Genomic DNA, 21,719 nt, shown 5'->3' with positions numbered 1-21,719 from the left:
GCTATTCGAGCGCCCTGGATGCGGACTTTCCTTTCGGGGTGAAAACCAGTAGCTTCCATGTCACGGCACGCCCCGCCTCGCCCACCCCACCTCGCGGGCGCGCCGGGTGATCCGCTCGCGCGGGCACCTGCGGCGGCACTCCCCGGTCGTCCAAAACGAATTCGCATTGGCGGCCGGAAAACTCTGCGTGCCGCTCGCCCACAAATTCGCTGAATGATGGCCGAAAACCATGCGTCGCTGTCTTTTCCGGACCTCCGGACCACCGGACCTCTCCTGGCCCGAGGACGCTACGGCCCCCGACACGGAGAAGGAGCGCCGATGACCGCCGACACCATGGCGGGCGCCACGGCAGCCGAGAACACCGACGACGCCGACGACGCCGACCGGCGCGGCGTCCCCCGCTGGCTGCTCGCCCAGATGCGGCCCTTCCGGCCGTACATCGCCCTGTTCCTGCTGGGCAGTCTCGCCTGGCAGTCGCTGACCGCGGCGATCCCGCTGGTCACCGGTCTGGCCTTCGACGCCGTCCTCGACCAGGACGACGGATCGCCCGACTTCGGAACGTTCCACGCCGTCACCGGAGGGCTGCTCGCGCTGGTGGTCGTGCGGGCGCTCGCCGGGATCATGTCCACGTACAGCCTGGAGTCCTTCGCCAGCGGGCTCGAACGCAACGCGCGCGCCCAGGTCTTCGCCAGTCTGCTGCGCAAGAGTCAGGGCTACTTCAACCGGCGGCGGGTGGGCGACCTCTCCGCACGGGCCACCGGCGACGCCGAGTCGCTGAACCTGATGGTGTCACCCGGCTTCGACCTGGCCGTCGACCTCGCGCTGAACATCATGATGCCGATCGTGTTCATCGCCCTGGTGGACCCGCGGCTGCTGGTCTCCCCCGTCGTCTTCGTCCTGCTGTTCGCGGTGGCGCTCGCCGAACACGGGCGGCGCCTGGAGCCCGTGTCCGACGCGGCACGTGAGCGCTTCGGCGACATGACGGCCCAGGCGTCGGAGAGCATCGCCGGGATCGAGGTGGTGGGGTCGACCGGCGGGGCCGACCAGGAACGCGCCCGGTTCACCGAGCTGGCCCGGGAGTACCGGGACGCTTCGGTACGCCAGATCCGCACCCAGGCCCTCGCGCTGCCCCCACTGCTGCTGGCCCTCGCCACCGTCGGCGCCCTGGTGCACTCCGTGATCCTGCTCCGCGACGGCTCCCTGAGCATCGGCGAACTCGTCGCCGTCCTGGGGCTGATGGGCACCTTGCGCGCCCCCACCCAGCTGGCGTCCTTCAGCCTCGGGCTCATCTATCTCGGCATGGCGGGAGCGCAGCGCATCAAGGAGGTCGTCGACGACCCCGAGGGCGAGGACGAGCGGGGCGGCCGCCACAGCGCGCCCGTCGTCGGCGAAGTCGCCATGGAGAACGTCACGTTCGGCTACGAACCCGGCAAGCCGGTCCTGCGCGACGTGTCGTTCCGGGTGGCCCCGGGCACCACCGTGGCCGTCGTCGGCGCCACGGGCAGCGGCAAGTCCACCCTCCTGCACCTGCTGAACCGCACCTACACGCCCGACGACGGACACGTCCTCGTCGACGGCGTGGCCACCACGGACTGGGACATCGGGGCGCTGCGCTCGCGCACCTCCGTCATCGAGCAGGACGTCATGCTGTTCTCCCGCACCATCGCGGAGAACCTCAGCCTCGGTTCGGACAACGGAACCGACCGCGCCCGCATCGAGGCCGCGGCCCGCATCGCGCAGGCGCACGACTTCATCGTGGCGAGCGAGAAGGGCTACGACACCGTCGTCGGCGAACGCGGGGTCACCCTCTCCGGCGGGCAGCGCCAACGCGTCGCCATCGCCCGCGCGTTGATCTCCGACCCGCGCGTCCTCGCCGTCGACGACGCGACCAGTGCCGTCGACAGCGCCACCGAGTACGAGGTGCAGCGCGCCATGCGGCAGGCCTCGGACGGGCGGACCACGTTCCTCGTCACGCCCAGGCTGTCCCGCATCCGGGCGGCCGACCACATCCTCGTCCTGGACGCCGGCCGGATCGTCGACCAGGGCAGCCACGAACAGCTCCTGCGGGACTGTTCCCTGTACCGCAGGATCTTCGCGCCCTATCTGAGCACGCCGGCACCCGGCGGCCCGGACTCCGCGGGCACCAAGGAGGAGAGCCACTGATGGCGCATCTGCTGGAGGGCCTCGACCCGGAAGGCTACGACCGCCGGTACGGCGACCGCGAGCTGGCCCGCCGTATCGCCCCGTACTTCCGCGGCAAGGGCCGGGCCGTCGTCTTCGTCACCCTCGCCGTGATCGTCGCCGCCACGGCGGGCAGCGCCGTGCCCCTGCTGCTGGCCAGGACCGTCGACTCGGCTCTGGAGGACGACGGAGACGGCCGACTCGCGTGGCTGGTCGCGGCCATCCTCGTCGCCGGCATCACCGCCTGGCTGCTGAACCTCCTCCAGGAGCGCGCGGCCGGAACCATGGCCGGAGACGTCGTGCTCGAACTGAGGGAGCGGGCGTTCGCGGCGGCCATGCGGCAGGACATGGCGTTCCACGACGCCCACCCCACCGGTGTCGTCGTCAGCCGCGTCACCAACGACACCCAGGCCTTCGCGACGCTGATCACCCTGATGCTGAGCCTGCTCGGCCAGGTACTGATGATCGCGATCCTGCTGACCGCCCTGTTCGTCATCAACGTACCGCTGGCCCTGGTCACCGCCTTCGTGGCCGCGGTCATCGTCGCCGTCAGCCTCGCCTTCCGGCGCGCGGCACGCAGCGCCTCACTGCACCAGCAGCAGACCCTCGCCGAGGTCAACGGCTACGTGCAGGAGACGCTGCGGGGCATCGCCGTGGCGCGCAACCACAGCCACCAGCAGTCCGCACAGACGGGCCTCGACGAGGTCAACCACCGGTGGTTCAAGGCGAGTGTGCGGCTGAACCGCCTGTTCAGCGGCATCTTTCCGCTGCTGATCTCCCTCACGGGACTCGGCACGGTCGCGGTGGTCCTGGTGGGCGGGCACGGCGTCGACTCGGGTTCGGTGTCGGCGGGCGAGTGGGTGCTGTTCCTGGAGGCCCTGGCCCTGTTCTGGTCGCCGCTCACCAGCATCGCCTCCTTCTGGAGCCAGCTCCAGCAGGGTCTGGCCGCGGGCGAGCGGGTCTTCGCCCTCGTCGACCGCGAGTCGTCGGTGCGCCAGCGCGACCGGATCCCCGTGCCGCGCCTGCGCGGTGAGATCACCCTGCGAGACGTCCACTTCGGATACGACGACGAGCATCCCGTGCTCGACAGCGTGAGCCTCGACATCCCCGCGGGCCGCACCGTGGCACTCGTCGGCCACACCGGCGCCGGCAAGTCGAGCGTGGTGCGGCTGATCATGCGTGCGTACGAATTCCAGAAGGGGAGCATCGAGGTCGACGGCCTCGACGTGCGCACCCTGGACCTGGACCAGTACCGGCGCTGCCTCGGCGTGGTGACGCAGACGCCGTTCCTCTTCTCCGGGACGGTCGCGGACAACATCGCCCGTGGCCGGCCGGGCGCCGGACGCGACGAGATCGAGGCGGCGGCCCGCGCGGTGGCGGGCGGCGACTGGCTGGAGCAGCTGTCGCAGGGTCTGGACACGCCCACCGACGAAGGCGGCAGGAACCTGTCGACCGGCCAGCGCCAGATCGTCGCGCTCGCCCGCGTCTTCCTCCAGGACGCCCCCGTACTGATCCTCGACGAGGCCACCGCCAGCATCGACCCGCTGACGGAGGCACAGATCCAGGAGGGCCTGGAGGCGCTCGCCGCGGACCGCACGACGATCGTCGTCGCGCACCGCCTGCCCACGGTCCGCAAGGCGGACACGATCGTCGTCGTCGACGACGGCCGGATCATCGAGGAGGGCGACCACGCCACGCTCCTTGCCCGGGGCGGAGCGTACCGCCGCCTCTACGACCGCTACTTCCGCCACCAGCAGCCCGACGAGGACCCCGCCGAGCCCATGGCACTCCTGTCCGCCGCACCCGAGCCGTACGCGAGCACGGGGACCTCGGCGAACGGACACACGCACCCGGACGGAGAGGAGAGCGTGGTCGATGGCCACCGCGTCTGAGAGCACAGCCGACGGGCCCGACCGGCCCGGCCCGACAACCCTCTGGGAACTCCTCGACAGCGCTGCCCGGGCCCGTCCCCGCGCCGTCGCCGTACGCGGCGAGGACGCCGTCCTGACCTACGGCGAACTGCACGAGAAGGTGCGGGCCGCCGCGCGCCGCTTCGGGGCGCTCGGCGTCACGGCGCACGGTACGGCTGGGCTGCTCCTGGAGAACACCCCGGACTGCGTCGTCGCGCTCCTCGCCGCGGCCCGTCTGGGGGCGCGTCTCGTTCCCCTGGAGCCCGGCACCCCGCGCTCACAACTCTTGACCGTGCAAGCCAAGTTGGGTCCGCTTACCGTCGTGGGGCACGCCGCGAGGCTCGCCGCGCTGGGCGGCGCGGAGGGCACGGACCCGCTCGTCCCCGTGGAGGACCCGGCAGGCGACACACCCTCCCACGCCCCGGAAGGCGACGGGGCCGCCGCGCCCGACTCCCCCTTCCTCCACCAGTACACGTCCGGCTCGACCGGCGAGCCCAAGGTCGCCGTCCACACGCAGCGCAACCTCGTCAACGGCGGTGACAGCTACGCCCGTTCGTACGCGATCACCGAGGACGACCGCATCCTGGCCGCCGTCCCCCTGCTGCACTCCTTCGGCCTGGTGGCCGGGCTGGTCACCGCCCTGCGCGCCGGGGCGGAGCTCGTCCTCCTCGGCCGCTTCACCCCCGCACGGCTCCTGCGCGCCCTGGACGAGCACGCCTGCACGGTCCTCGTCGCCGCCCCCATGGCATACGACCTGACGACGCGCGCGGCCGGCGCCAGTGCATCCGCGCCGCGCGCCCTCCGCCTCTGCCTGTCCTCGGGCGCGGCCCTGCCGCCCGCCGTGGCGCGGCGCGCGAAGGACCGGCTCGGCCTGGACGTCCAGCAGGTCTACGGCTGCACGGAGGCCGGCGTCATCGCCGCGCGGCGCCCGGAGGACGGCGGTGCGGCGGACCTCGGCGTGGGCCGCCCCATGCCCGGCGTGCGGGTCCGTGTCGTCGACGAACGGGGGGACGAGGTGCCGCGCGGTGCGGAAGGCTCGCTGCTGGTACGGACACCCGCGATGTTCACGCACTATCTCGGGGACGCCGACGCCACCCGACGGGCCTTCGCCGACGGCTGGTACCGGACCGGCGACGTGGTCCGCGTCGGTCCCGAGGGACATCTGCACCTGGTCGGGCGCAAGGACTCCTTCGTCAACGTGGGCGGCAAGAAGGTGAACCCCCTCGAAGTGGAGCAGGTCCTGCTGGCGCACCCCTCGGTCGTGGAGGCGGTCGTCTGGGGCGAGACGACCGACGACGGCGGCGAGCGCGTACGGGCGTCCGTGGTGGCGCGGCCCCCGCTGCCCGCGACGGAGCTGACCTCCCACTGCCGCGCCCGGCTCCTGCCCCATCAGGTCCCCGCCGAGGTCGACTTCGTCGCCTCGCTGCCGAAGAGTTCGATGGGCAAGGTCCGGCGCGACGCGGTGCGCGCCGCCACGGCCGTCAGGAAGTCCTAGCCTGTTCGAGAGTGGTGTGACAGGGGATCACCGCGTCGAGGCCGATGAGCTGGATGACGCGGAGCACGGACTCGCGGGGAGCGGCGATGCGCAGCCATCCCTGCGTCTCCTTGACGGCGTGGTGCGCGGCGATGAAGACGTTGATGCCGCTGGAGTCCATGAAGGTCACGTCGCTGAGGTCGACGACGGTCCGCGGCGGCGCCACGCCGTCCTCGGGGATCAGGGCCTCGCTGAACTCGTCCTTGACGGCGTGGTCGATCTCTCCGTGCAGAGCGAGGATGCGGACGCCGTCGACGGCGGAGCGCACGACGGAGAGCCTGCCGTGCCTGGCCTGTCTGCTCTGCCTGCCGTATCGGCCGGGGTTCGGGGTGTCGGCCACGGTCTCCTCGACGGTGCCTGGGTCGTTCCGCGTTCCGGGTGGGTCGTACCGGACCGAGTCTGCCCCATTTCCACCGGCCGACGCGGGGAATCCGGATGAAGTCCCCCCGTGGGTATCCGTACCCGCAGAATGAGGCGCATGAAGGAAGGCGACGTATGACTGCGCAGACCGACGTATCCGCCGGGCGGCCGCTGTACGGGTGCATGGGGCTCGGCGGCACCTGGGACGACGCCCCGTACACCGCCGCGGACATCGCCCACGCCGAGGCCGCCGTCGAGGCGGCGCTGGACATCGGCATCACCACGTTCGACCACGCCGACATCTACCGTCGCGGAAAGTCGGAGGCGGTCTTCGGCGAGCTGCTCGACCGGGCGGCCGGGCTGCGCGAGCGGATCGTCCTGCAGACCAAGTGCGGCATCCGGCAGGCCGACGGGCACCACCCCGGCATGTACGACCTGCGGTCCGGGCACATCGTCCGGTGCGTCGAGGAGAGCCTCACCCGGTTGCGCACCGACGTGCTCGACGTACTGCTTCTGCACCGTCCCGACCCGCTGGCCGATCCGCAGGACACCGCGAAGGCGCTGACCTCGTTGCACGGGCAGGGGCTCGTGCGCCGCTTCGGCGTGTCCAACATGAGCGCCGCACAGATCCAGCAGCTCAAGGCCCACCTCGACATCCCGCTGGTCGCCGACCAACTGGAGATGAGCCTCGGCAGCCGGGACTGGGTCGAGGCGGGCGTCCTCGTGAACACCCCGGCGGCGGCCGAGAACGGCTTCCCGCACGGGACGGTCGAGTACTGCCGGGAGCGCGGCATCCAGCTCCAGGCGTGGGGCGCCCTCGCCCAGGGCCGCTACACGGGCCCGCCGAACGCGACCGGCCCCCTGGACGCCCCGGCCTCGGAGCTCGTCGCCGACCTCGCCGAGCGCAAAGGGACGACGCCGGAGACGATCCTGCTGTGGTGGCTCCAGCGCCACCCGGCCGGCATCGCTCCGGTCATCGGCACCAGCCGTCCCGAGCGCATCCTCGCCTGCCGTGACGCCGTCGTACGGGAACCCGAACTGACCCACGAGGAGTGGTACGACCTGTGGGTCGCCGCCCGCGGAGGCCCCCTGCCCTGACGGCAGCGCGGCGGAAGCGGGTGGGATCGCGGCCGCCGCGGTAGGGATGCACCGTGCAGACCTTCCTCCCGTACCCCGAATTCTCGCGGTCCGCCGCGGCCCTCGACCAGGCCCGCCTGGGCAAACAGCGCGTCGAGGCGCTGCAGGTGCTGCGCGGCCTGACCGTGCCCGGCTACGGCTGGCGCCACCACCCCGCCGTCCGCATGTGGACCGGCTATGAGGAGGCCCTCGTCCGCTACGGCCTCGACGTGTGCGCGGTGTGGGTGGCGGAGGGCCGCACCGACACCTGCGCCACCACCCTCGTCACCGACTTCACCCGGCACCGCCCGGACACCGCCGTGCGCGCCCAGGAGGAGCTCGCCGACGAGGGCGAACTGCCGCCCTGGCTCGGGGACCCGGCCTTCCACCGCAGCCATCAGTCGGCGCTGGTACGCAAGGCACCGGAGGTCTATGCCCCGCTCTTCCCCGGTGTCCCCGACGACCTGCCCTACGTGTGGCCGTCCTCCGACCGGTCCGCCGCGTAGTCCACCGCCCCCTGCCGGTCCAGGGCCAGCCAGACGCGGTCACTGGTCGTCGGCGTCTCGGTGAACCGGATGCCGGTGGCGTCGCGCGGGGCGGTGGCGAAGGCGGGGGCCACCGGGTTGAAGGGGCTCTCTCTCATCGACTCGGCTCCCAGCGGGCCGATCGTGTCGGTCGTCTCCGCGAAGTGGACCTCGATGCGCGGCACGTCGGCGAAGTGCGGGAAGCGGTACTGACGGAAGGCCGCCGTGGTCACCTCCCCGCGTCCATCGAGACGCACGTTCTCGAAGGGCGTGGCACCCAGCGCCTGGGCGACCGCGCCCTCGACCTGTCCGCGGCACTGCAGCGGGTTCAGGACCCGGCCCGCGTCCGCGGCGTGCACGCCGCGCAGGATGCACGTCTCGCTGGTGTCCCACGGCGGCGGAAGCCGTCACGGCGGCGGTGGCGGCGGGGGTTGCAGCAACTCGAGCCAGGACCACGACAGTTCGTCGTCGAACAGCTCGGGTACGTCGGGGTCGTCGACGTCGGGCGGTTCGTCGACGTCGGGTTCGGGCTACGACGACGATGACGACCTGTACGGCAGCGGCGGAAGCGGCGACAGCAGCAGGGACCGGGGCCGCAACGGCACGCACAGGCGGCTGCCGACCGACGACTCCACCGGCACCGGCACTTCCGGGTCGGGAGGCAAACGTACGCGGGACGCGACGGCGAAGTTGGTGCGCTGCGCGACGAAGGCAGTCCCGTACGCGACGGTCAAGGTCACGAACAAGAACGGCAAGGCGGGCCGCTTCTGGGTATCCGTCACGTTCGTGGACGCCGACGGCATCACCGTCATCGAGCAGTCCGAGAAGGTCAAGGCCCCCTGGAACGGCGAGGCGACGGCCCGGGTTGAGGTCGGCGGCGGCGGCCTCGCCGAGGTGGTGGAGCACTGCGAGGTGGGTCCGCAGGCGCTGCCCGTCTCCGCCTGACTGGTCGGCGGGGGCTGCGCAGCAGCCTGACCGCTCGGCGTGGCTGCGCAGATACGCCCCCGCCACCCTCACACCTCTTGCACTTCCGGCAAAGAAGGTTGCTTCGCGGCGACCACAAGGCGCACGTTGACGTCGGACGGAGGCGGCTTGCAGTGCCCCCTCCCCTCACCGAGGAACCGACGAGAGGACCGGGTGCCGTGGACGCCGCACACTGGGACGACATGTACCGCAGCCGCGACCAGCTCTTCAGCGGCAACCCCAACGGGGTGCTGACGACGGAGATCCCCGGCCTGCCGCCGGGCCGGGCGCTGGACGTCGGATGCGGCGAAGGCGCCGACGCGCTGTGGCTGGCCCGGCAGGGCTGGCGGGTGACCGCGGTCGACATCTCCGAGGTCGCCCTGCGCCGCGCGGCCACGACGGTCGCGGCCGAGGGCCTCGAAGGACGCGTGACCTGGGAGAGGACGGACCTCTCCAGCGCCCCGCCCCGGGCGGGCGCCTACGACCTCGTATCGCTCCAGTACTTCCCGCTCCGCCGACAGGACGACGCGGCGCTGCGCGGCCTCCTGGACGCCGTCGCCCCGGGCGGCACGCTCCTCTTCGTCACGCACACGCTCGCGGACCTGGCCGGACACGGTCCGGAGGACTTCGACCCCGCGGACTACTACTGGTCCCAGGACATCGCCCCGCTCCTCGACGCCGCGTCCTGGACCGTCCTGACCGACGAGGACCGCCCCCGCACGACTCCGCCCCCGGCAGGCACGCCCCACACCCACGACGGTGTGCTGCGGGCGCTGCGCCTGCCCTGAGAACCCGGCTGCGTGCGGGCGGGCGCCGCATTGACAATCTATCAGCGATAGAAGAATCTGGCAGGGAATCAATCACCGATAGATTACGGGGGGGGCTCGTCGCATGGCTGCCGTACTGCGGCTGCAGTACGGGCGGGTGTCGGCAGGCGCAGGACGACGCGGGGGCGCCCGCCGCGAACGATGGAGGGCGAGCCTCGGACCGCAGCGCGCTCGGCGCGCACCGGGCGGCCGCGGCGACCTCGTCCTCCTCTTCGACTGGAGTGCCTTCATGGCTTCCCTGCTCTATCGGCTCGGCCGGTTGTCCTTCCGGCAGCGCCGCTGCTTCGCTCTGCTGTGGGTGGCGGTCCTGGCGGCCTGCTCGTTCGCCGCTCTCAGCGCTCCGGCCGCGGAGGAGGACGGGTTCTCCATCCCGGGCACCGAGTCGCAGAAGGCGTTCGACCTGCTCGACGAGCGCTTCCCCGGCGACAACGCCGAGGGCGCGGACGCGCGGATCGTGTTCGCCGCGCCCGACGGGCAGAAGGTGACCGCCCGCGAGAACCGGGCGGCCGTCGAGAAGGTCGTCGACACCGTGGCGCGCGGCGAGCAGGTGAAGGACGCCTCGAACCCGTTCGCGCCGGAGGCCGTCAGCGAGGACTCCGGTACCGCATTCGCGACCGTCACCTACAGCGCCTCCGGCGACGACCTGAGCGAGGCGACGTCCGCCGCTCTGCTGGAGGCGGTCGAGGACGGCCGGGCGGCGGGGCTGACCGTGGAGGTCGGCGGGTCGGCCGTCGACGGCGGGCCCGAACTCGGCGGGATCACCGAGCTGATCGGCATCGCGGTCGCCGCGCTGGTGCTGTTCATCACCTTCCGCGCACTGGTCGCCGCGGGCCTTCCCCTGGTCACCGCCCTGATCGGGCTCGGCGCCGGGGTGTGCGCCATCGTCGCCGCCGGCATGTCCACTACGACGATCACCCTGGCCCTGATGCTGGGCCTGGCCGTGGGCATCGACTACGCCCTGTTCATCGTCTCCCGCTACCGCGCGGAACGAGCCGAGGGGCAGGGCGCGGAGGAGGCCGCGGGCCGGGCGGTGGGCACCGCCGGATCCGCCGTCGTCTTCGCCGGCGCCACCGTCGTCATCGCGCTGGCCGGCCTGTCGGTGGCCGGGGTGCCGATGCTGACCGACATGGGTCTGGCCGCCGCCGGGACCGTCGTCATCGCCGTCCTCGTCGCCCTGACGCTGCTGCCCGCCCTGCTCGGCTTCTTCCCCCAGGCCGTCCTGCCCCGTACCCGGCGCCACGCCCCCGCCTCCGCCGCGCCCGCGGTCGGGCGGGGCAAGGAGCCCGCGGGCAGCCGGTGGGCCCGCCTGGTCGTCCGCCGCCCGCTGGCGACGCTCCTGCTGAGCGTGGCGGGCCTGGGCATCGTCGCGATACCGGCCCTGGACCTGCGGCTCGGCCTGCCCGGCGACGAGGCGCAGCCCACCTCCACCACCCAGCGCCGCGCCTACGACGCGCTCGCCGACGGCTTCGGCCCCGGCTTCAACGGCCCCCTCACCGTCGTCGTCGACGCCAAGGACGCCGACGACGCCAAGGGCGCCGCCGCCAGGGCCCGCGGCGCCCTGTCCGCCACCGAGGGGATCGCGGAGGTGTCCCCCGCCACCTTCAACAAGACCGGTGACACCGCGACCATCGCCGCCGTACCCAGCACCGGACCGGCCGCAGGCGCGACCAAGGACCTGGTGCGGACCATCCGCGCCTCGGCCCCGGAGCTGAAGGCCGAGACCGGCGCGTCCATGTGGGTGACCGGGCAGACCGCGATGAACATCGACGTCTCCACCAAGGTCACCGCCGCCCTCGCCCCCTACCTCGCGGTCGTGGTGGGCCTGGCGGTCCTGCTGCTGATGGTCGTCTTCCGCTCCGTCCTCGTCCCGCTCAAGGCGGCACTCGGCTTCCTGCTCTCGGTCGCCGCGTCCTTCGGCGTGATCGTCGCGGTCTTCCAGTGGGGCTGGCTCGCCGACCAGCTCGGCGTCGCCCAGACCGGGCCGGTGATGAGCATGATGCCGATCTTCCTGATCGGTGTGGTCTTCGGCCTGGCCATGGACTACGAGGTGTTCCTCGTGACCCGCGTCCGCGAGGCGTACGTCCACGGCGCATCGCCTGCCCAGGCCATCGTCACCGGCTTCCGGCACAGCGCCCGCGTCGTCGTGGCCGCGGCCGTCATCATGATCGCCGTCTTCGCAGGCTTCATCGGCATGACCGACTCCATGATCAAGATGCTCGGTCTGGGCCTGGCCGCGGCCGTCCTCTTCGACGCGTTCGTCGTCCGCATGACCATCGTCCCCGCCGCGCTCGCCCTGCTGGGCAACGCCGCGTGGCGGCTGCCGAGGTGGCTGGACCGCATCCTGCCCGACCTCGACATCGAGGGCGAGAAGCTCACCCGCGCTCTGGCCGCGGAACCCACCAGCCCCCGGGAGGAGTCGGTGAACGCCTGACCGCCGTACCGGCCCCCGGCGCCCGCGAACCCCTGCGGGTGCCCGGGGCCGGGCCGTCAACCGTCGAATCCATGCCTAGGACACGTCGAGGACCCGTCGAGGAAGGAGCAGAGATCATCGCTGAGATCCGGTCATGGGCCCAGCGCCACCCCGGCGCCTTCGACATCGCCGTCGCCGCGGCCCTGTGCGTGCTGGCGGTGCTGACCACCACGATGGCGGAGCCACCCCGCATCGTGCGCCGGCCCCCGCCGGCCGCCGCCGCGGTCGCTGTCCTGGCGTGCGCCGCGCTGCTGCTGCGCCGCACCCACCCGCGCCTGACCGTGACCATGGCAACCGGCTCCACCGCGGTCCTCGGCGCGCTCGGCCCTTCTCACGGGTACGAGTTCGGCTCCACCCTCACGGGCCCCGTGATGGCGGCGCTCGCCTCGCTGGCCTGGCGCACCGACGGGCGCACCGCGGCCCGTTGTTCCGCCGCCGCGGCGGCGGTGCTGCTGGCCACGTCCGTCCTGTGGTCGCCGGGCGAGCCGCAGCTGCGGCCGGACCAGGTGGGCCTGGCCGCCGTCACCCTCTTGCCGGCCGCCGTGGCGGACGCGCTGCGCAGCCGCCGCGACTACGTCACGGCTGTCGAGGCCCGCGCGGAGATGGCCGAGCACACCCGCGAGGAGGAGGCCCGCCGCCGGGTGGGCGCCGAGCGGATGCGCATCGCCCGCGAGCTGCACGACGTCGTCGCCCACCACATCACCCTGGCCCACGCCCAGGCCGCCACCGCCGACTACCTCCTCGCCACCCGCCCCGACGCGGCGGCCGAGGTCACCGGCAGCCTCACCGCCACCCTCACCGCCGCTCTGGGCGAACTGAAGGCGACCGTGGGCCTGTTGCGCGAACACGACGACCCCGCCGGGTCGACCGAGCCCGCGCCGGGGCTTGCGCAACTGTCCGACCTGCTCGCGTCCTTCGAGAGCGTCGGCCTGACCGTCACCCTCACCCGCGAGGGCGAGGCCCGGCCGCTGTCGCCCGGCGTCGGCCTCACCGCCTACCGCATCACCCAGGAGGCACTCACCAACGTCTCCAAGCACGCCCTGACCACCACCGCCGCCGTACACCTCCACTACACCGCCGACCGGCTGACCCTGACCGTCACCGACGACGGCCCGGCCCCCGCGTTCCCCCCGTCGCGGGGCGTGGCCGGGTACGGGTACGGGCTGATCGGCATGCGCGAGCGGGCCCACGCCGTCGGCGGACACCTGCACGCCCACCCCCGCGGCGGGGCGGGCTTCGAGGTGCGGGCCGAGCTGCCCACCCGCACCGCTCCCGGCCCGCCGCCGACCGCACTCAGGGACGCCCCGTGACCATCCGCGTGCTGCTCGCCGACGACCAGGCGCTCCTCACCGGGACCTTCCGGGTCCTCATCGACGCCGCCGACGGCCTCGAAGTCGTCGCCACCGCGGGCGACGGCGAAGAGGCGGTGCGTCTGGCCCGCAGCACCGCACCCGACGTCGTGGTCATGGACATCCGCATGCCCCACAAGGACGGTCTGTCCGCCGCCGAGCAGATCTCCGCCGACCCGCGGCTCGACGGCACCCGCGTGCTGATCCTGACCACCTTCGAGACCGGCGACCACATCACCCGCGCCCTGCGCGCGGGGGTGAGCGGGTTCCTCGGCAAGGGCGTCGGACCCGCCGAGTTCCTCGCCGCCATCCGTACCGTCGCCGCCGGAGACATGGTGCTCTCTCCGCTCGCCACCCACACGGTGGTCACCCGCTACCTCGCCGCAGCAGGACCCGACCGCCCCGAGGCATCCCCGCGCGAGATGGACCACCTCACCCCCCGCGAGCAGGAGGTGCTGTTGTGCGCGGCCGAGGGCCTGACCAACGACGAGATCGCCGAGCGTCTGTTCGTCAGCCCGCTGACCGTCCGCACCTTCGTCCAGCGCATCATGCACAAGCTCGGCGTCCATCACCGCGCGCAGCTCGTCGCGCTCGCCTACCGGACCGGCTTCGCCCGCGTGCCGCAGCCGCCTCCCGCCCGCCCGCGCACCGGCCCGGCGCCCTAGCGCCGGGCCGTCAGGTCACGCGTTCTCGCCGTCCAGCACGCGCTGGACGGCCTGCTGGGCCGCGTAGAAGTCCGTGTCGGAGACCTGCGGGTCGTTCTCGACGGTGTCGAGCCAGTCCGCGATCTCCTCGGGCGTCCAGAGGTCGAAACCCTTGGGAATGTCGAGCGTCGTGGTGTCGGCGCGCAGCTGCTCGGCGGCGGCTGCTTCCTTGACGCTGCGGGTGCTCACTTCGATCATCGTGGTTCTCCCCTCGGATCCGGTAACGGACGGGCGACGTTGCCAGACGTGGGCCGGGGATGTCCAACTCCGGCGGCCGTCGCGCCCGGATCCGTGTCAGGCGGAGGGCAGGACCTGCCGCACCACGTCGGTGAGGGCGCGGCCCAGGGGGAGGTCGACGCGGGTGGCCAGGCCGTCGCCGCGGGTGGGGCCCTGGTTCACGATCAGGACCGGGGTGCCGGACTGTGCGGCCCGGCGCACGAAGCGGAGGCCGGACATGACCGTCAGGGACGAGCCGAGGACCAGTACCGCGCTCGCTCCGTCGATGAGGCCTCGGCATACGGCCACCCGCTCGGGCGGGACGTTCTCGCCGAAGAACACCACGTCCGGCTTGAGCACACCGGTGCCGCAGACCGTGCACGCCACGGTCCGGAATCCGCTGACCGCCTCGTCGGGCAGATCCACGTCGCCATCCGGGTTCACCTGCGCCGCACGGTGCCGGGCGGCGACCTCCTCGAAGCCGGGGTTCGCCCGGCGCAGCCGGTCGTCGAGCGTCGCACGGTCGCCTGCCGCGCCGCAGTCCAGGCAGATGACACGGTCCAGGCTGCCGTGGAGCTCCACCACGTTCGGCGCTCCGGCGGCCTGCTGCAGGCCGTCGACGTTCTGCGTGATCACACCGGTGACGAGGCCAGCTTCGGCCAGGGCCGCCACCGCGCGGTGTCCCGCGTTCGGGCGGGCCCCCGCCATGGACCGCCGGCCGAGCTGACTGCGCGCCCAGTACCGCCGGCGCGCGTCCTCGCCGCCGGTGAATTCCTGGAACGTCATGGGCACGTGGTTGCGCCGGAACGAGCCGTTCTCCCCGCGGTAGTCCGGGATGCCGGACTCCGTCGAGAGGCCCGCTCCGCTGAGCACGACGACGCCTCCCGCACGCACCGCGGCGACGACCGCCGAGAGGTCGGTCGAGGCCGGAGGCAGGTCACCCCGCGGCTCCCAGGTCAACGTGGGTCGCGTCCGCATGTCTCACAGCTTAGGGCCGGGCTCCGACAGTGGCCGTCGGCCGCCTCAGGCGTCCGCCGTGTCCTGGAGCACGTCGCAGGTGTTCTGGAACTCCTCCATCAGGCGGGTGGCCTCGACGATGAGGACCCCGTACGGGCGGGACGCGTCGGCCAGCGGCAGCCCGTACTCCTGCGCCACGTCCAGCACCTTCTGCAGCGCCTCCTGGGCGGTCCCGGCGAGCCCGCACATCTCCTTGGCCTGCTCGGTCAGCTTGTCGGAGTCGAGTTCGACGATGACGTGCACGATGTCGCGCAGGGTCGCGGCGAAGTCGGCGTAGGCCTCGAGCGCCGGGGCGTAGGTGTACGTGTCCTCCGTCTCCCGCCACCGGCCGAGGCTGCGGGTCAGCGAGGCCAGCTGGTAGACCGCGCGTTCCAGGGCGCCGAGCGCCTGCCGGTAGCGGTCGAACGTGAGGTAGCCGCGGTGGGCGGGGAGCAGGCGGCGCGGGTTGAAGGGCAGGCTGTTCTCCGCCGTGCTCAGCCCGGTCCGCGCCTGGCCCACCGCGTCCTGCACGCGCTCGCCCGCCGTGCGCCACTGCTCGGCCCGTTCGGCGTCCACGTCGCCGCTGCCCAGACCGTCGGCCATGTCGTCCAGCAGGTACTCCATCTCCCCGGCCAGGGCGCGCAGCCCCTGCTCCGCGCTGCGGTAGCGCAGCGGCGGCGCGATCAACAGGTTGACGACGAGGCCGATGCCGCAGCCGATGAGGACGAGGAGGATGATCTGCCCCAGCTGCACGGCCCGGTCGGCGTTCGTGGCGGCGGCGGAGTACGTGGAGAAGGCGAAGAACGCGGCGGTGGCGACCTGGGAGCGCTGCTCGCCGAGCGCCGTCCACTGGCCGAGGCTCAGCGCGATGGCGGCGACCACGACGAAGGCGAACAGGTCGGGCCCCGCGGTGAAGCCGATCGCGGCCTGCACGGCCACGCCCACGACGACCGCGGCGATGTAGCGGAGCGTCTGCCAGACCGACTTCTGGAGCGTCACGTTCATGATCAGCACCGCGGAGAACGGTGCGAACGCGGGGGACGTGGCGTTCAGGAAGTCGTGCGCGATCCACCACGACAGCGTCGCCGCCAGCACGCACTTGGCGACGAGGAGCACCGTGTGGCGCTCGTGCCCGGACGAGCCCCACGCCCGCGCCACCCAGGACCCACCACTACGCAACCGCTCCACCACGCGCTCCGACCATCCTTCTGTGCTCTGTCCCGACCGTCGGGAACTCCAGACACTGTGTAACCCGCATCAACCACTTGAATCCGGGAAGCGCGGCGTACGACGGTCGAACCGGCCGCTGGTGGACCCTCGGCGACCCGTGCGGAGCAGGACGAAGGCCCGGACCATTCCGATGGTCCGGGCCCTCGTCGCGTCTCGTGCCGTGCGCGGTCACACCTCGCCGCGCCAGGCGCCGGTCTCCGCCCCGCCGCGCTTCTCGATGAACTGCTTGAAGCGGCCCAGGTCACCGGCGACCTGTCGTTTGACGAGACCGAGCTTGTCGCCGACCGTCTCGGCGAGGCCGTCGGGGTCGTAGTGCATCTGGAGCATGACCTTGGTGCGTGATGCGTCCAGACGGTGGAAGGTGACGACGCCGGCCTGCTTGGCCTGGCCCTCCACCGTGGTCCACGCGACGCGCTCGTCCGGGATCTGCTCGGTGATCCTGGCGTCGAACGTGCGCTCCACGCCGTCGATCTTCGTCACCCAGTGGGTGAGCTTGTCGGTGCGCTGTTCGATCCGCTGCACCCCTTGCATGAACTCGGGGAACGTCTCGAACTGGGTCCACTGGTTGTACGCGGCGCGGACCGGGACGTCGACTTCGATGGACTCTTCGACTTGCGACACGGATGACACCTTTCCTCGCGTACGTCCTGGTGCGAGCACGCGACCGACCCCTGAGAGGTGGCGGCCGCGCTGTGCACCTCTCTCTTCACTCGCGAGTGCCCGGGACATCCGCTTTCACTCACGGGCTCCGAGAATCCTCACGGGCGGCGCAAGTCCGCACGGCTGTGCGAGTCGAGGACGACCGCCGTCCCGGCGACGGTCCTGTCCTCGTGCATCGTGATCACCTGGCCGGGCCGCAGGACACCGGCCCCTGAGAACGGGGTCCTCCGGCGGCCCTCGTCGGCGGGTACGAGGACGAGGTCGACCCGGATGCTGTTCGGTGCGCCGGTCACTTCAGGTGGCGGGCGAGGAAGCGTTCCGCCGCGCGGTAGAGGTCGATGTTGTTCTCCGGGTTCACAAAGCCGTGGCCCTCGTTCTCCTTGACCATGTACTCGACCTCGACGCCGCGGGCCCGCAGCGCGTCGACGATCCGATCCGACTCCGCCTTGACCACACGCACGTCGTTGGCCCCCTGGACCACCATCAGCGGGGTGCGGATCCGGTCCACCCGGCTGATCGGCGAGCGCGCCAGCAGGTCGGCCTCCTGCTCGGGGTCGCTCGGGTCACCGGCGTACAGGTACCAGTTGTTGACCAGGCCGGGCCGCGCGAACTCCGGCAGCGTCCGGAGATAGGTGACGAGGTTCGAGGGACCGCACGTGTCGATCGCGGCGGCGAAGACATCGGGAGTGAAGGCGGCACCGACCAGCGCGGCGTATCCGCCGTAGGAGCCGCCGAAGACGGCGACGCGGTCCCGGTCCGCGTACCCTCGCCCGACCGCCCAGTCGACGGCGTCGATCAGGTCGTCGTGCATCGTGCCGGCCAGCTCGCCGATGCCGGCCTTGAGGAACGCCTTCCCGTACCCCATCGAGCCGCGGAAGTTGACCTGCAGCACCGCGTAGCCGCGGTTGGCCAGCAGTTGCACCACCGGGTTGTATCCCCAGGTGTCCCGGAACCACGGCCCTCCGTGGACCAGCAGCACCGTGGGCAGCCCGACCGGGTCCACGCCGACGGGCAGCGTCAGATAGGCGGGCAGCCGCAGCCCGTCGCGGGCGGGGATCACGACCGGCGCCATGGGGGCCAGCACTTCGGGGTCGAGATGCGGGTACGGCCGGTACAAAAGCCGGGTCTCCCTGGTGGCGTGGTCGTAGAGGTACGTGGCCCCCGGGTCGCGGTCGTGGGAGAAGACGGCGACCCAGCGCCGCCCGCTCGCGTCGCAGGAGACCGCGGCCAGGTCGCCGTCGGACAGCCGCTCCAGGTTCGGCAGGACCGCGGCGAAGTGCGGGTCGAGCGCGTGGATCACCTGCCGCTCACCGAGGTAACGCGCGCCGAGCAGCGCTCCGGTGTACGGGTTGCGGATGAGCGGCGACGGCAGCGCGGGGAAGACGACGCAGCGGGTGTCGAGGTCGAAGACCGGATGGCTGTCGACACCGGTCTCCTCCCCCGTGGCCAGGTCCAGGCGGACCAGGCGGGTCCGGTCGCTGTTGCGGTTGGAACCCAGCCACACGCCGGTGCCGTCCGGAGTGAGCTCGAACGGCTGGATGCTCAGGGGGTAGTCGGCGCCGTCGAACGTGGCGACCGGGCGCAGCTCTCCCGATCCCGCCGACGTGTCCCAGCGCGCCAACTGGATATCGCCCTCGGCCGTCAGGAGCTGCGCGTAGAGCTCGCCTCCCGGCGTGCACATCCAGCCCGCGGACTGACCGGGGTTCTGCGCCAGGACGGTCAACTCACCGGTGGCGATGTCGAGTTCGTACAGGTCGAACTCGACGGGGTTCCGCTTGTTCAGATGCAGGAAGGCCTTGCCCGGCCGAGCGGCCGCCGTGTCGAGCCCCAGCGCCACGACGCCGGGGAACGGGGTGAGGTCGACGGCCCCGGCCTCCGGGTGGTCCAGGTCGACCCGGTGGAGGTGCCACATCTCGTCGCCGTCGCCGTCCTGCTCGTACAGCAGCCAGCGCGGGTCGTCCGTCCAGTGGAAGGTGTGCACGCTGCGGTTGTCGTCGGCCGTCACGCACCGCGGCTCCTCGTCGGAGTCGAGGTTCTCCACCCATACGTTGAGCCGGCCTCGCCAGGGCGCGAGATAGGCGATCCTCGTGCCGTCGGACGAAATCGACGCACCGGCACGCACGGGAGAGCCGAAGAGCTCCTCGACGGTCAACTGCTCGACGGCGAGCCGGGGGGCTCCGTGCGCGGGGGCGGTCGTACGGGCACTCTCACTCATGCGGGCACTCCTTGTCGGTGCGTCGCCGCCGCGTCGGTCGGCGACAGGGACGCGAAGGCGTCGGGCGTCGGGCATCCGGGGTCGGGGGTAGCGCGTCAGACGACGGGATCACCGACCGCTCCCCCGGTGGCCGTGCGGATCGCCCGCGCGTACCGCCGGGCGAGCGCCGCCACGTCCTCGAACTCGGTGACGTCGTCGCCCGCGAGCGCCGCCGTGCCGATGTGCTCGTCGAGGACGCGGACGACGGACGCCGCCGACGCGGCGTACATCCGGACCTGAAGGTCGTCCGGCGGGCGCTCCAGGCGCTCGCCGATGATCGTGCGGAGTTCGCGCTCCACCTCGTCGCAGGCCATCAGCCACGCCGTGCGCAAAGCCGGTTCGGTGTCGGCCAGGCGGATCATCTTCATCGCGAGCAGTTCGTCGGCCAGGGTGACGGGCGGCCGCTCGTGTCCGAGCCTGATGCCGGTCAGTTCGGCGTCCAGGTGGTCTTCGAGGGCGCTCTCGCGGGGCCAGCGGCGCAGCACGCCGAGGAGTGTGACCACGCCCTGCATGATGACCGGCTCCGCGCAGCTCTCCTTGCTGCGGAAGTGCCGCCAGATGGTGCGCGTGGAGAGGCCCACCGCGTCGGCGATCTGGTCGCCGCCGGTCGCGGCCACTCCCTGCTCCCAGAAGAGCCGGGCCGCCTCCCGGGAGATCTCCAGCCGCAGCCGCGCACGCCGCTGCTCACTCATTCCTCGCGTCATCAAGGGACAGTATGTCACTAAGTGACGCGCGCGGCTCGGCGGCCTCAGATGGCCGCGGCTCTCGCCCGCCGCGCGATCGTGCGCCGCACCTGCATCCGCATGGTCTCGGTGAGCAGCGGATTGCTCTTGAGGACGCCGTTGAACTGGGTCAGGAGCCGGAAGACGGCGACGGGGCCCGCCGTGCCCCGGTTCGGGCACGCGAGCGCCGGCAGCGGCAGCGGGCGCCGGACCGGTGGCCGGTTGTTCCGCACCGCGGTCCGCCAGAGCGGCTCGAAGTAGGCCGCTTCGCCGTTCAGGGCGGAGACGAGCTGCTGGACGGCCCCCCAATCCGGCACCGCCGCGCTCTCCAGCATCGCGGTGATCTCATCGGCCGTCAGCCGCTCGCTGAGGCTCGCCAGTTGGGCCGGATCGGGGCACCCGGCGCGGTGGTGGAGGTAGCGCAGCGCCGCGTGCAGCGAGGGCGGGGCGTCCCTCTTCGCGCCCCGACGGGTCAGCGCGCTCTCCCACAGCGGCCGCAGCTGGACCGGGGAGGCACCGCAGGCGCGGGCCAGGCGACACACGACGGACCAGGAGGGCAGCCGTTCTCCGGCGATGATGCGCGAGACGTAGCCCGGGGAGAGGCGTGCCTGCTCGGCGACCGAACGCAGCGTGCGGCCGCTGGCGCGGTGCAGGGAGGCGAGGGCGGGGGCCAGCTCCTCGGCGCAGACGACGACGTCCGCGCCCTCCTCGTCGGCGTGCTGGCCGAAGGTGCCGGTGATCATGTAGCGCACAGGGCCGGGGCCCGGCCCGTCGTCGGGCGCCGCGGGTCTGCGGGGCGTGGGCCCCGTCGGACGCTGGGCGCGCGGGGCCCGCTTGCGCTGGTAACGGTCCAGGGCGGTGGCGTACTTGTGGCGGACCGTGTCCGGGGTGAGGTTCATGGCCGCGCCGACATCCGGCCAGCTGGCGCCGCGGGCCTTGGCGCGGCCGACGAGACCGATGGTGACCGCGTCCAGGCGCTGCTGGATGCGCACCAGAATGCGCAACGGGTCTTCGGGCGGCGCTCCGGAGTAGTCGAGGGAGCCGAGCAGTTCCTCGACCTCGTCCTGGATCGCCTGGAAGTCCTGCAGGAGCTGTTCGTCGACGAGCCGTGTGTCGGGGGGCTCCGGACGGCTCTTTCTGCTTTCGCGGTTGGCGGCCTGGCGGCACTTGGTGCCGCAATAGGTGCCCGGGCGCCCCGCTCCCTGCGAAATCCAGGTGCCGCCGCACTGCGGGCAGACCCTTTCCCCCATATTCGGCTGGATCATGCCGTGTTCCTTCCTGGCTTATGTGGTGGTCAAAGACTCAAGGACGCGAAGGTCCGGACCACCTGACTGCTGCGGCCGTGCATTCCGTGACAGGAGCCGGTGATCCAATCCCCTTTCGTCGGGAACTGGACCAGCGGCGTGGCACCGGAGGCCGGGCAGGAGAACCCGGCCTCCGATGGCCCGTCAGTTCTGTCCGGCGCGGCCGAGCAGATACACCCCGCACATCCACACAGCGGCGATGACGAGGGACGCTGCACTCTCGGAGAGGCCCACAGGGCCGTGGAAGACGATCAACGGCGGCGCTTGCAGGGCCGTGACCAGCGGGTTGCCAGGTTTGTTGCCTGCCGGGTGTTCAGTGTTGCCCGTCATATACGGGGCGGCCGGTGCGCTGTTATGGTCGGGACCGGTTCGGCGCCGAGCGCGCCGGAACCGGAAGCG

19 protein-coding genes and 1 pseudogene are annotated in these 21,719 nt (G+C 72.2%); 10 read left to right on the top strand and 10 right to left on the bottom strand.

Going from position 1 to position 21,719, the window contains the following annotated elements:
* Window positions 1-318: 318 nt before the first annotated feature.
* The 3 genes from DEJ48_RS35705 to DEJ48_RS35695 are packed head-to-tail and all read left to right on the top strand — an operon-like array spanning window position 319 to window position 5,586.
* The gene (locus DEJ48_RS35705; RefSeq protein WP_190537790.1) at window positions 319-2,163 is read left to right on the top strand and encodes an ABC transporter ATP-binding protein; all 1,845 of its coding nucleotides are present in this window, start codon (window positions 319-321) and stop codon (window positions 2,161-2,163) included.
* Window positions 2,163-4,073 carry an ABC transporter ATP-binding protein gene (locus DEJ48_RS35700; RefSeq protein WP_150220252.1) on the top strand — a complete coding sequence of 637 codons (1,911 nt, stop codon included), beginning with the start codon at window positions 2,163-2,165 and terminating at the stop codon, window positions 4,071-4,073. The genes DEJ48_RS35705 and DEJ48_RS35700 overlap by 1 nt, the downstream gene beginning before the upstream one ends.
* Window positions 4,057-5,586 carry a class I adenylate-forming enzyme family protein gene (locus DEJ48_RS35695; protein WP_150220251.1) on the top strand — a complete coding sequence of 510 codons (1,530 nt, stop codon included), beginning with the start codon at window positions 4,057-4,059 and terminating at the stop codon, window positions 5,584-5,586. The genes DEJ48_RS35700 and DEJ48_RS35695 overlap by 17 nt, the downstream gene beginning before the upstream one ends.
* On the opposite strand, the gene DEJ48_RS35690 is transcribed toward DEJ48_RS35695, so the two are convergent.
* Complete coding sequence (locus DEJ48_RS35690) at window positions 5,573-5,965, bottom strand: STAS domain-containing protein (protein ID WP_150220250.1); 393 nt, start codon at window positions 5,963-5,965, stop codon at window positions 5,573-5,575. The genes DEJ48_RS35695 and DEJ48_RS35690 overlap by 14 nt on opposite strands.
* A gap of 155 nt (window positions 5,966-6,120) precedes the next feature.
* On the opposite strand from DEJ48_RS35690, the gene DEJ48_RS35685 reads away from it, so the two are divergent.
* Window positions 6,121-7,083, top strand: a complete 963-nt coding sequence (locus tag DEJ48_RS35685; RefSeq protein ID WP_223832313.1) for an aldo/keto reductase family oxidoreductase — start codon at window positions 6,121-6,123, stop codon at window positions 7,081-7,083.
* A gap of 53 nt (window positions 7,084-7,136) precedes the next feature.
* Window positions 7,137-7,607: an MSMEG_6728 family protein gene (locus tag DEJ48_RS35680; protein WP_150220249.1), complete on the top strand. Its 471-nt coding sequence runs from the start codon at window positions 7,137-7,139 to the stop codon at window positions 7,605-7,607.
* On the opposite strand, the pseudogene DEJ48_RS35675 reads toward DEJ48_RS35680, so the two are convergent.
* Window positions 7,571-8,011 (bottom strand): annotated as a pseudogene (locus tag DEJ48_RS35675) (molybdopterin cofactor-binding domain-containing protein); the annotation flags it as partial. The gene DEJ48_RS35680 and the pseudogene DEJ48_RS35675 sit on opposite strands and share 37 nt — an antisense overlap.
* Here DEJ48_RS35675 and DEJ48_RS35670 point away from each other — a divergent pair.
* The 5 genes from DEJ48_RS35670 to DEJ48_RS35650 all read left to right on the top strand — a co-directional run bounded on the left by DEJ48_RS35670 (window position 7,995) and on the right by DEJ48_RS35650 (window position 13,899).
* Window positions 7,995-8,570, top strand: a complete 576-nt coding sequence (locus tag DEJ48_RS35670) for a hypothetical protein (RefSeq protein ID WP_150220248.1) — start codon at window positions 7,995-7,997, stop codon at window positions 8,568-8,570. The pseudogene DEJ48_RS35675 and the gene DEJ48_RS35670 sit on opposite strands and share 17 nt — an antisense overlap.
* A gap of 197 nt (window positions 8,571-8,767) precedes the next feature.
* Window positions 8,768-9,376, top strand: coding sequence for a class I SAM-dependent methyltransferase (locus tag DEJ48_RS35665; protein ID WP_150220247.1), 609 nt, complete (start codon window positions 8,768-8,770; stop codon window positions 9,374-9,376).
* Between the two features lie 268 nt (window positions 9,377-9,644).
* Window positions 9,645-11,846, top strand: coding sequence for an MMPL family transporter (locus DEJ48_RS35660; protein WP_150221595.1), 2,202 nt, complete (start codon window positions 9,645-9,647; stop codon window positions 11,844-11,846).
* A gap of 71 nt (window positions 11,847-11,917) precedes the next feature.
* Window positions 11,918-13,195 carry a sensor histidine kinase gene (locus DEJ48_RS35655; protein WP_150220246.1) on the top strand — a complete coding sequence of 426 codons (1,278 nt, stop codon included), beginning with the start codon at window positions 11,918-11,920 and terminating at the stop codon, window positions 13,193-13,195.
* Window positions 13,192-13,899 carry a response regulator gene (locus tag DEJ48_RS35650; protein WP_150220245.1) on the top strand — a complete coding sequence of 236 codons (708 nt, stop codon included), beginning with the start codon at window positions 13,192-13,194 and terminating at the stop codon, window positions 13,897-13,899. The genes DEJ48_RS35655 and DEJ48_RS35650 overlap by 4 nt, the downstream gene beginning before the upstream one ends.
* A 15-nt stretch (window positions 13,900-13,914) precedes the next feature.
* On the opposite strand, the gene DEJ48_RS35645 is transcribed toward DEJ48_RS35650, so the two are convergent.
* The 8 genes from DEJ48_RS35645 to DEJ48_RS35610 form a co-directional block, all read right to left on the bottom strand.
* Window positions 13,915-14,136, bottom strand: coding sequence for a hypothetical protein (locus tag DEJ48_RS35645; RefSeq protein ID WP_150220244.1), 222 nt, complete (start codon window positions 14,134-14,136; stop codon window positions 13,915-13,917).
* Window positions 14,137-14,232: 96 nt separating this feature from the next.
* Window positions 14,233-15,132: an NAD-dependent protein deacetylase gene (locus DEJ48_RS35640; RefSeq protein ID WP_150220243.1), complete on the bottom strand. Its 900-nt coding sequence runs from the start codon at window positions 15,130-15,132 to the stop codon at window positions 14,233-14,235.
* Window positions 15,133-15,177: 45 nt separating this feature from the next.
* Complete coding sequence (locus DEJ48_RS35635) at window positions 15,178-16,341, bottom strand: FUSC family protein (RefSeq protein ID WP_223832312.1); 1,164 nt, start codon at window positions 16,339-16,341, stop codon at window positions 15,178-15,180.
* Window positions 16,342-16,548: 207 nt separating this feature from the next.
* The gene (locus DEJ48_RS35630; RefSeq protein WP_150220242.1) at window positions 16,549-17,001 is read right to left on the bottom strand and encodes an SRPBCC family protein; all 453 of its coding nucleotides are present in this window, start codon (window positions 16,999-17,001) and stop codon (window positions 16,549-16,551) included.
* A 137-nt stretch (window positions 17,002-17,138) separates the two neighbouring features.
* Window positions 17,139-17,333, bottom strand: coding sequence for a hypothetical protein (locus tag DEJ48_RS35625; RefSeq protein WP_150220241.1), 195 nt, complete (start codon window positions 17,331-17,333; stop codon window positions 17,139-17,141).
* Window positions 17,330-19,255, bottom strand: a complete 1,926-nt coding sequence (locus DEJ48_RS35620) for an alpha/beta hydrolase family protein (protein ID WP_150220240.1) — start codon at window positions 19,253-19,255, stop codon at window positions 17,330-17,332. Before DEJ48_RS35620 ends, DEJ48_RS35625 begins: the two co-directional genes overlap by 4 nt.
* A 95-nt stretch (window positions 19,256-19,350) precedes the next feature.
* Complete coding sequence (locus tag DEJ48_RS35615; protein WP_223832311.1) at window positions 19,351-19,998, bottom strand: TetR/AcrR family transcriptional regulator; 648 nt, start codon at window positions 19,996-19,998, stop codon at window positions 19,351-19,353.
* Between the two features lie 44 nt (window positions 19,999-20,042).
* Entirely contained in the window at window positions 20,043-21,281 is a 1,239-nt protein-coding gene (locus DEJ48_RS35610; RefSeq protein WP_150220239.1) for a helix-turn-helix domain-containing protein, read from the bottom strand.
* Between the last annotated feature and the right edge of the window lie 438 nt (window positions 21,282-21,719).

The organism is Streptomyces venezuelae (assembly GCF_008642315.1).
GTDB lineage: Bacteria > Actinomycetota > Actinomycetes > Streptomycetales > Streptomycetaceae > Streptomyces > Streptomyces venezuelae_D.
The sequence above is the reverse complement of the archived record's forward strand: the minus strand, read 5'-3'. Positions and strand labels throughout refer to the sequence as shown.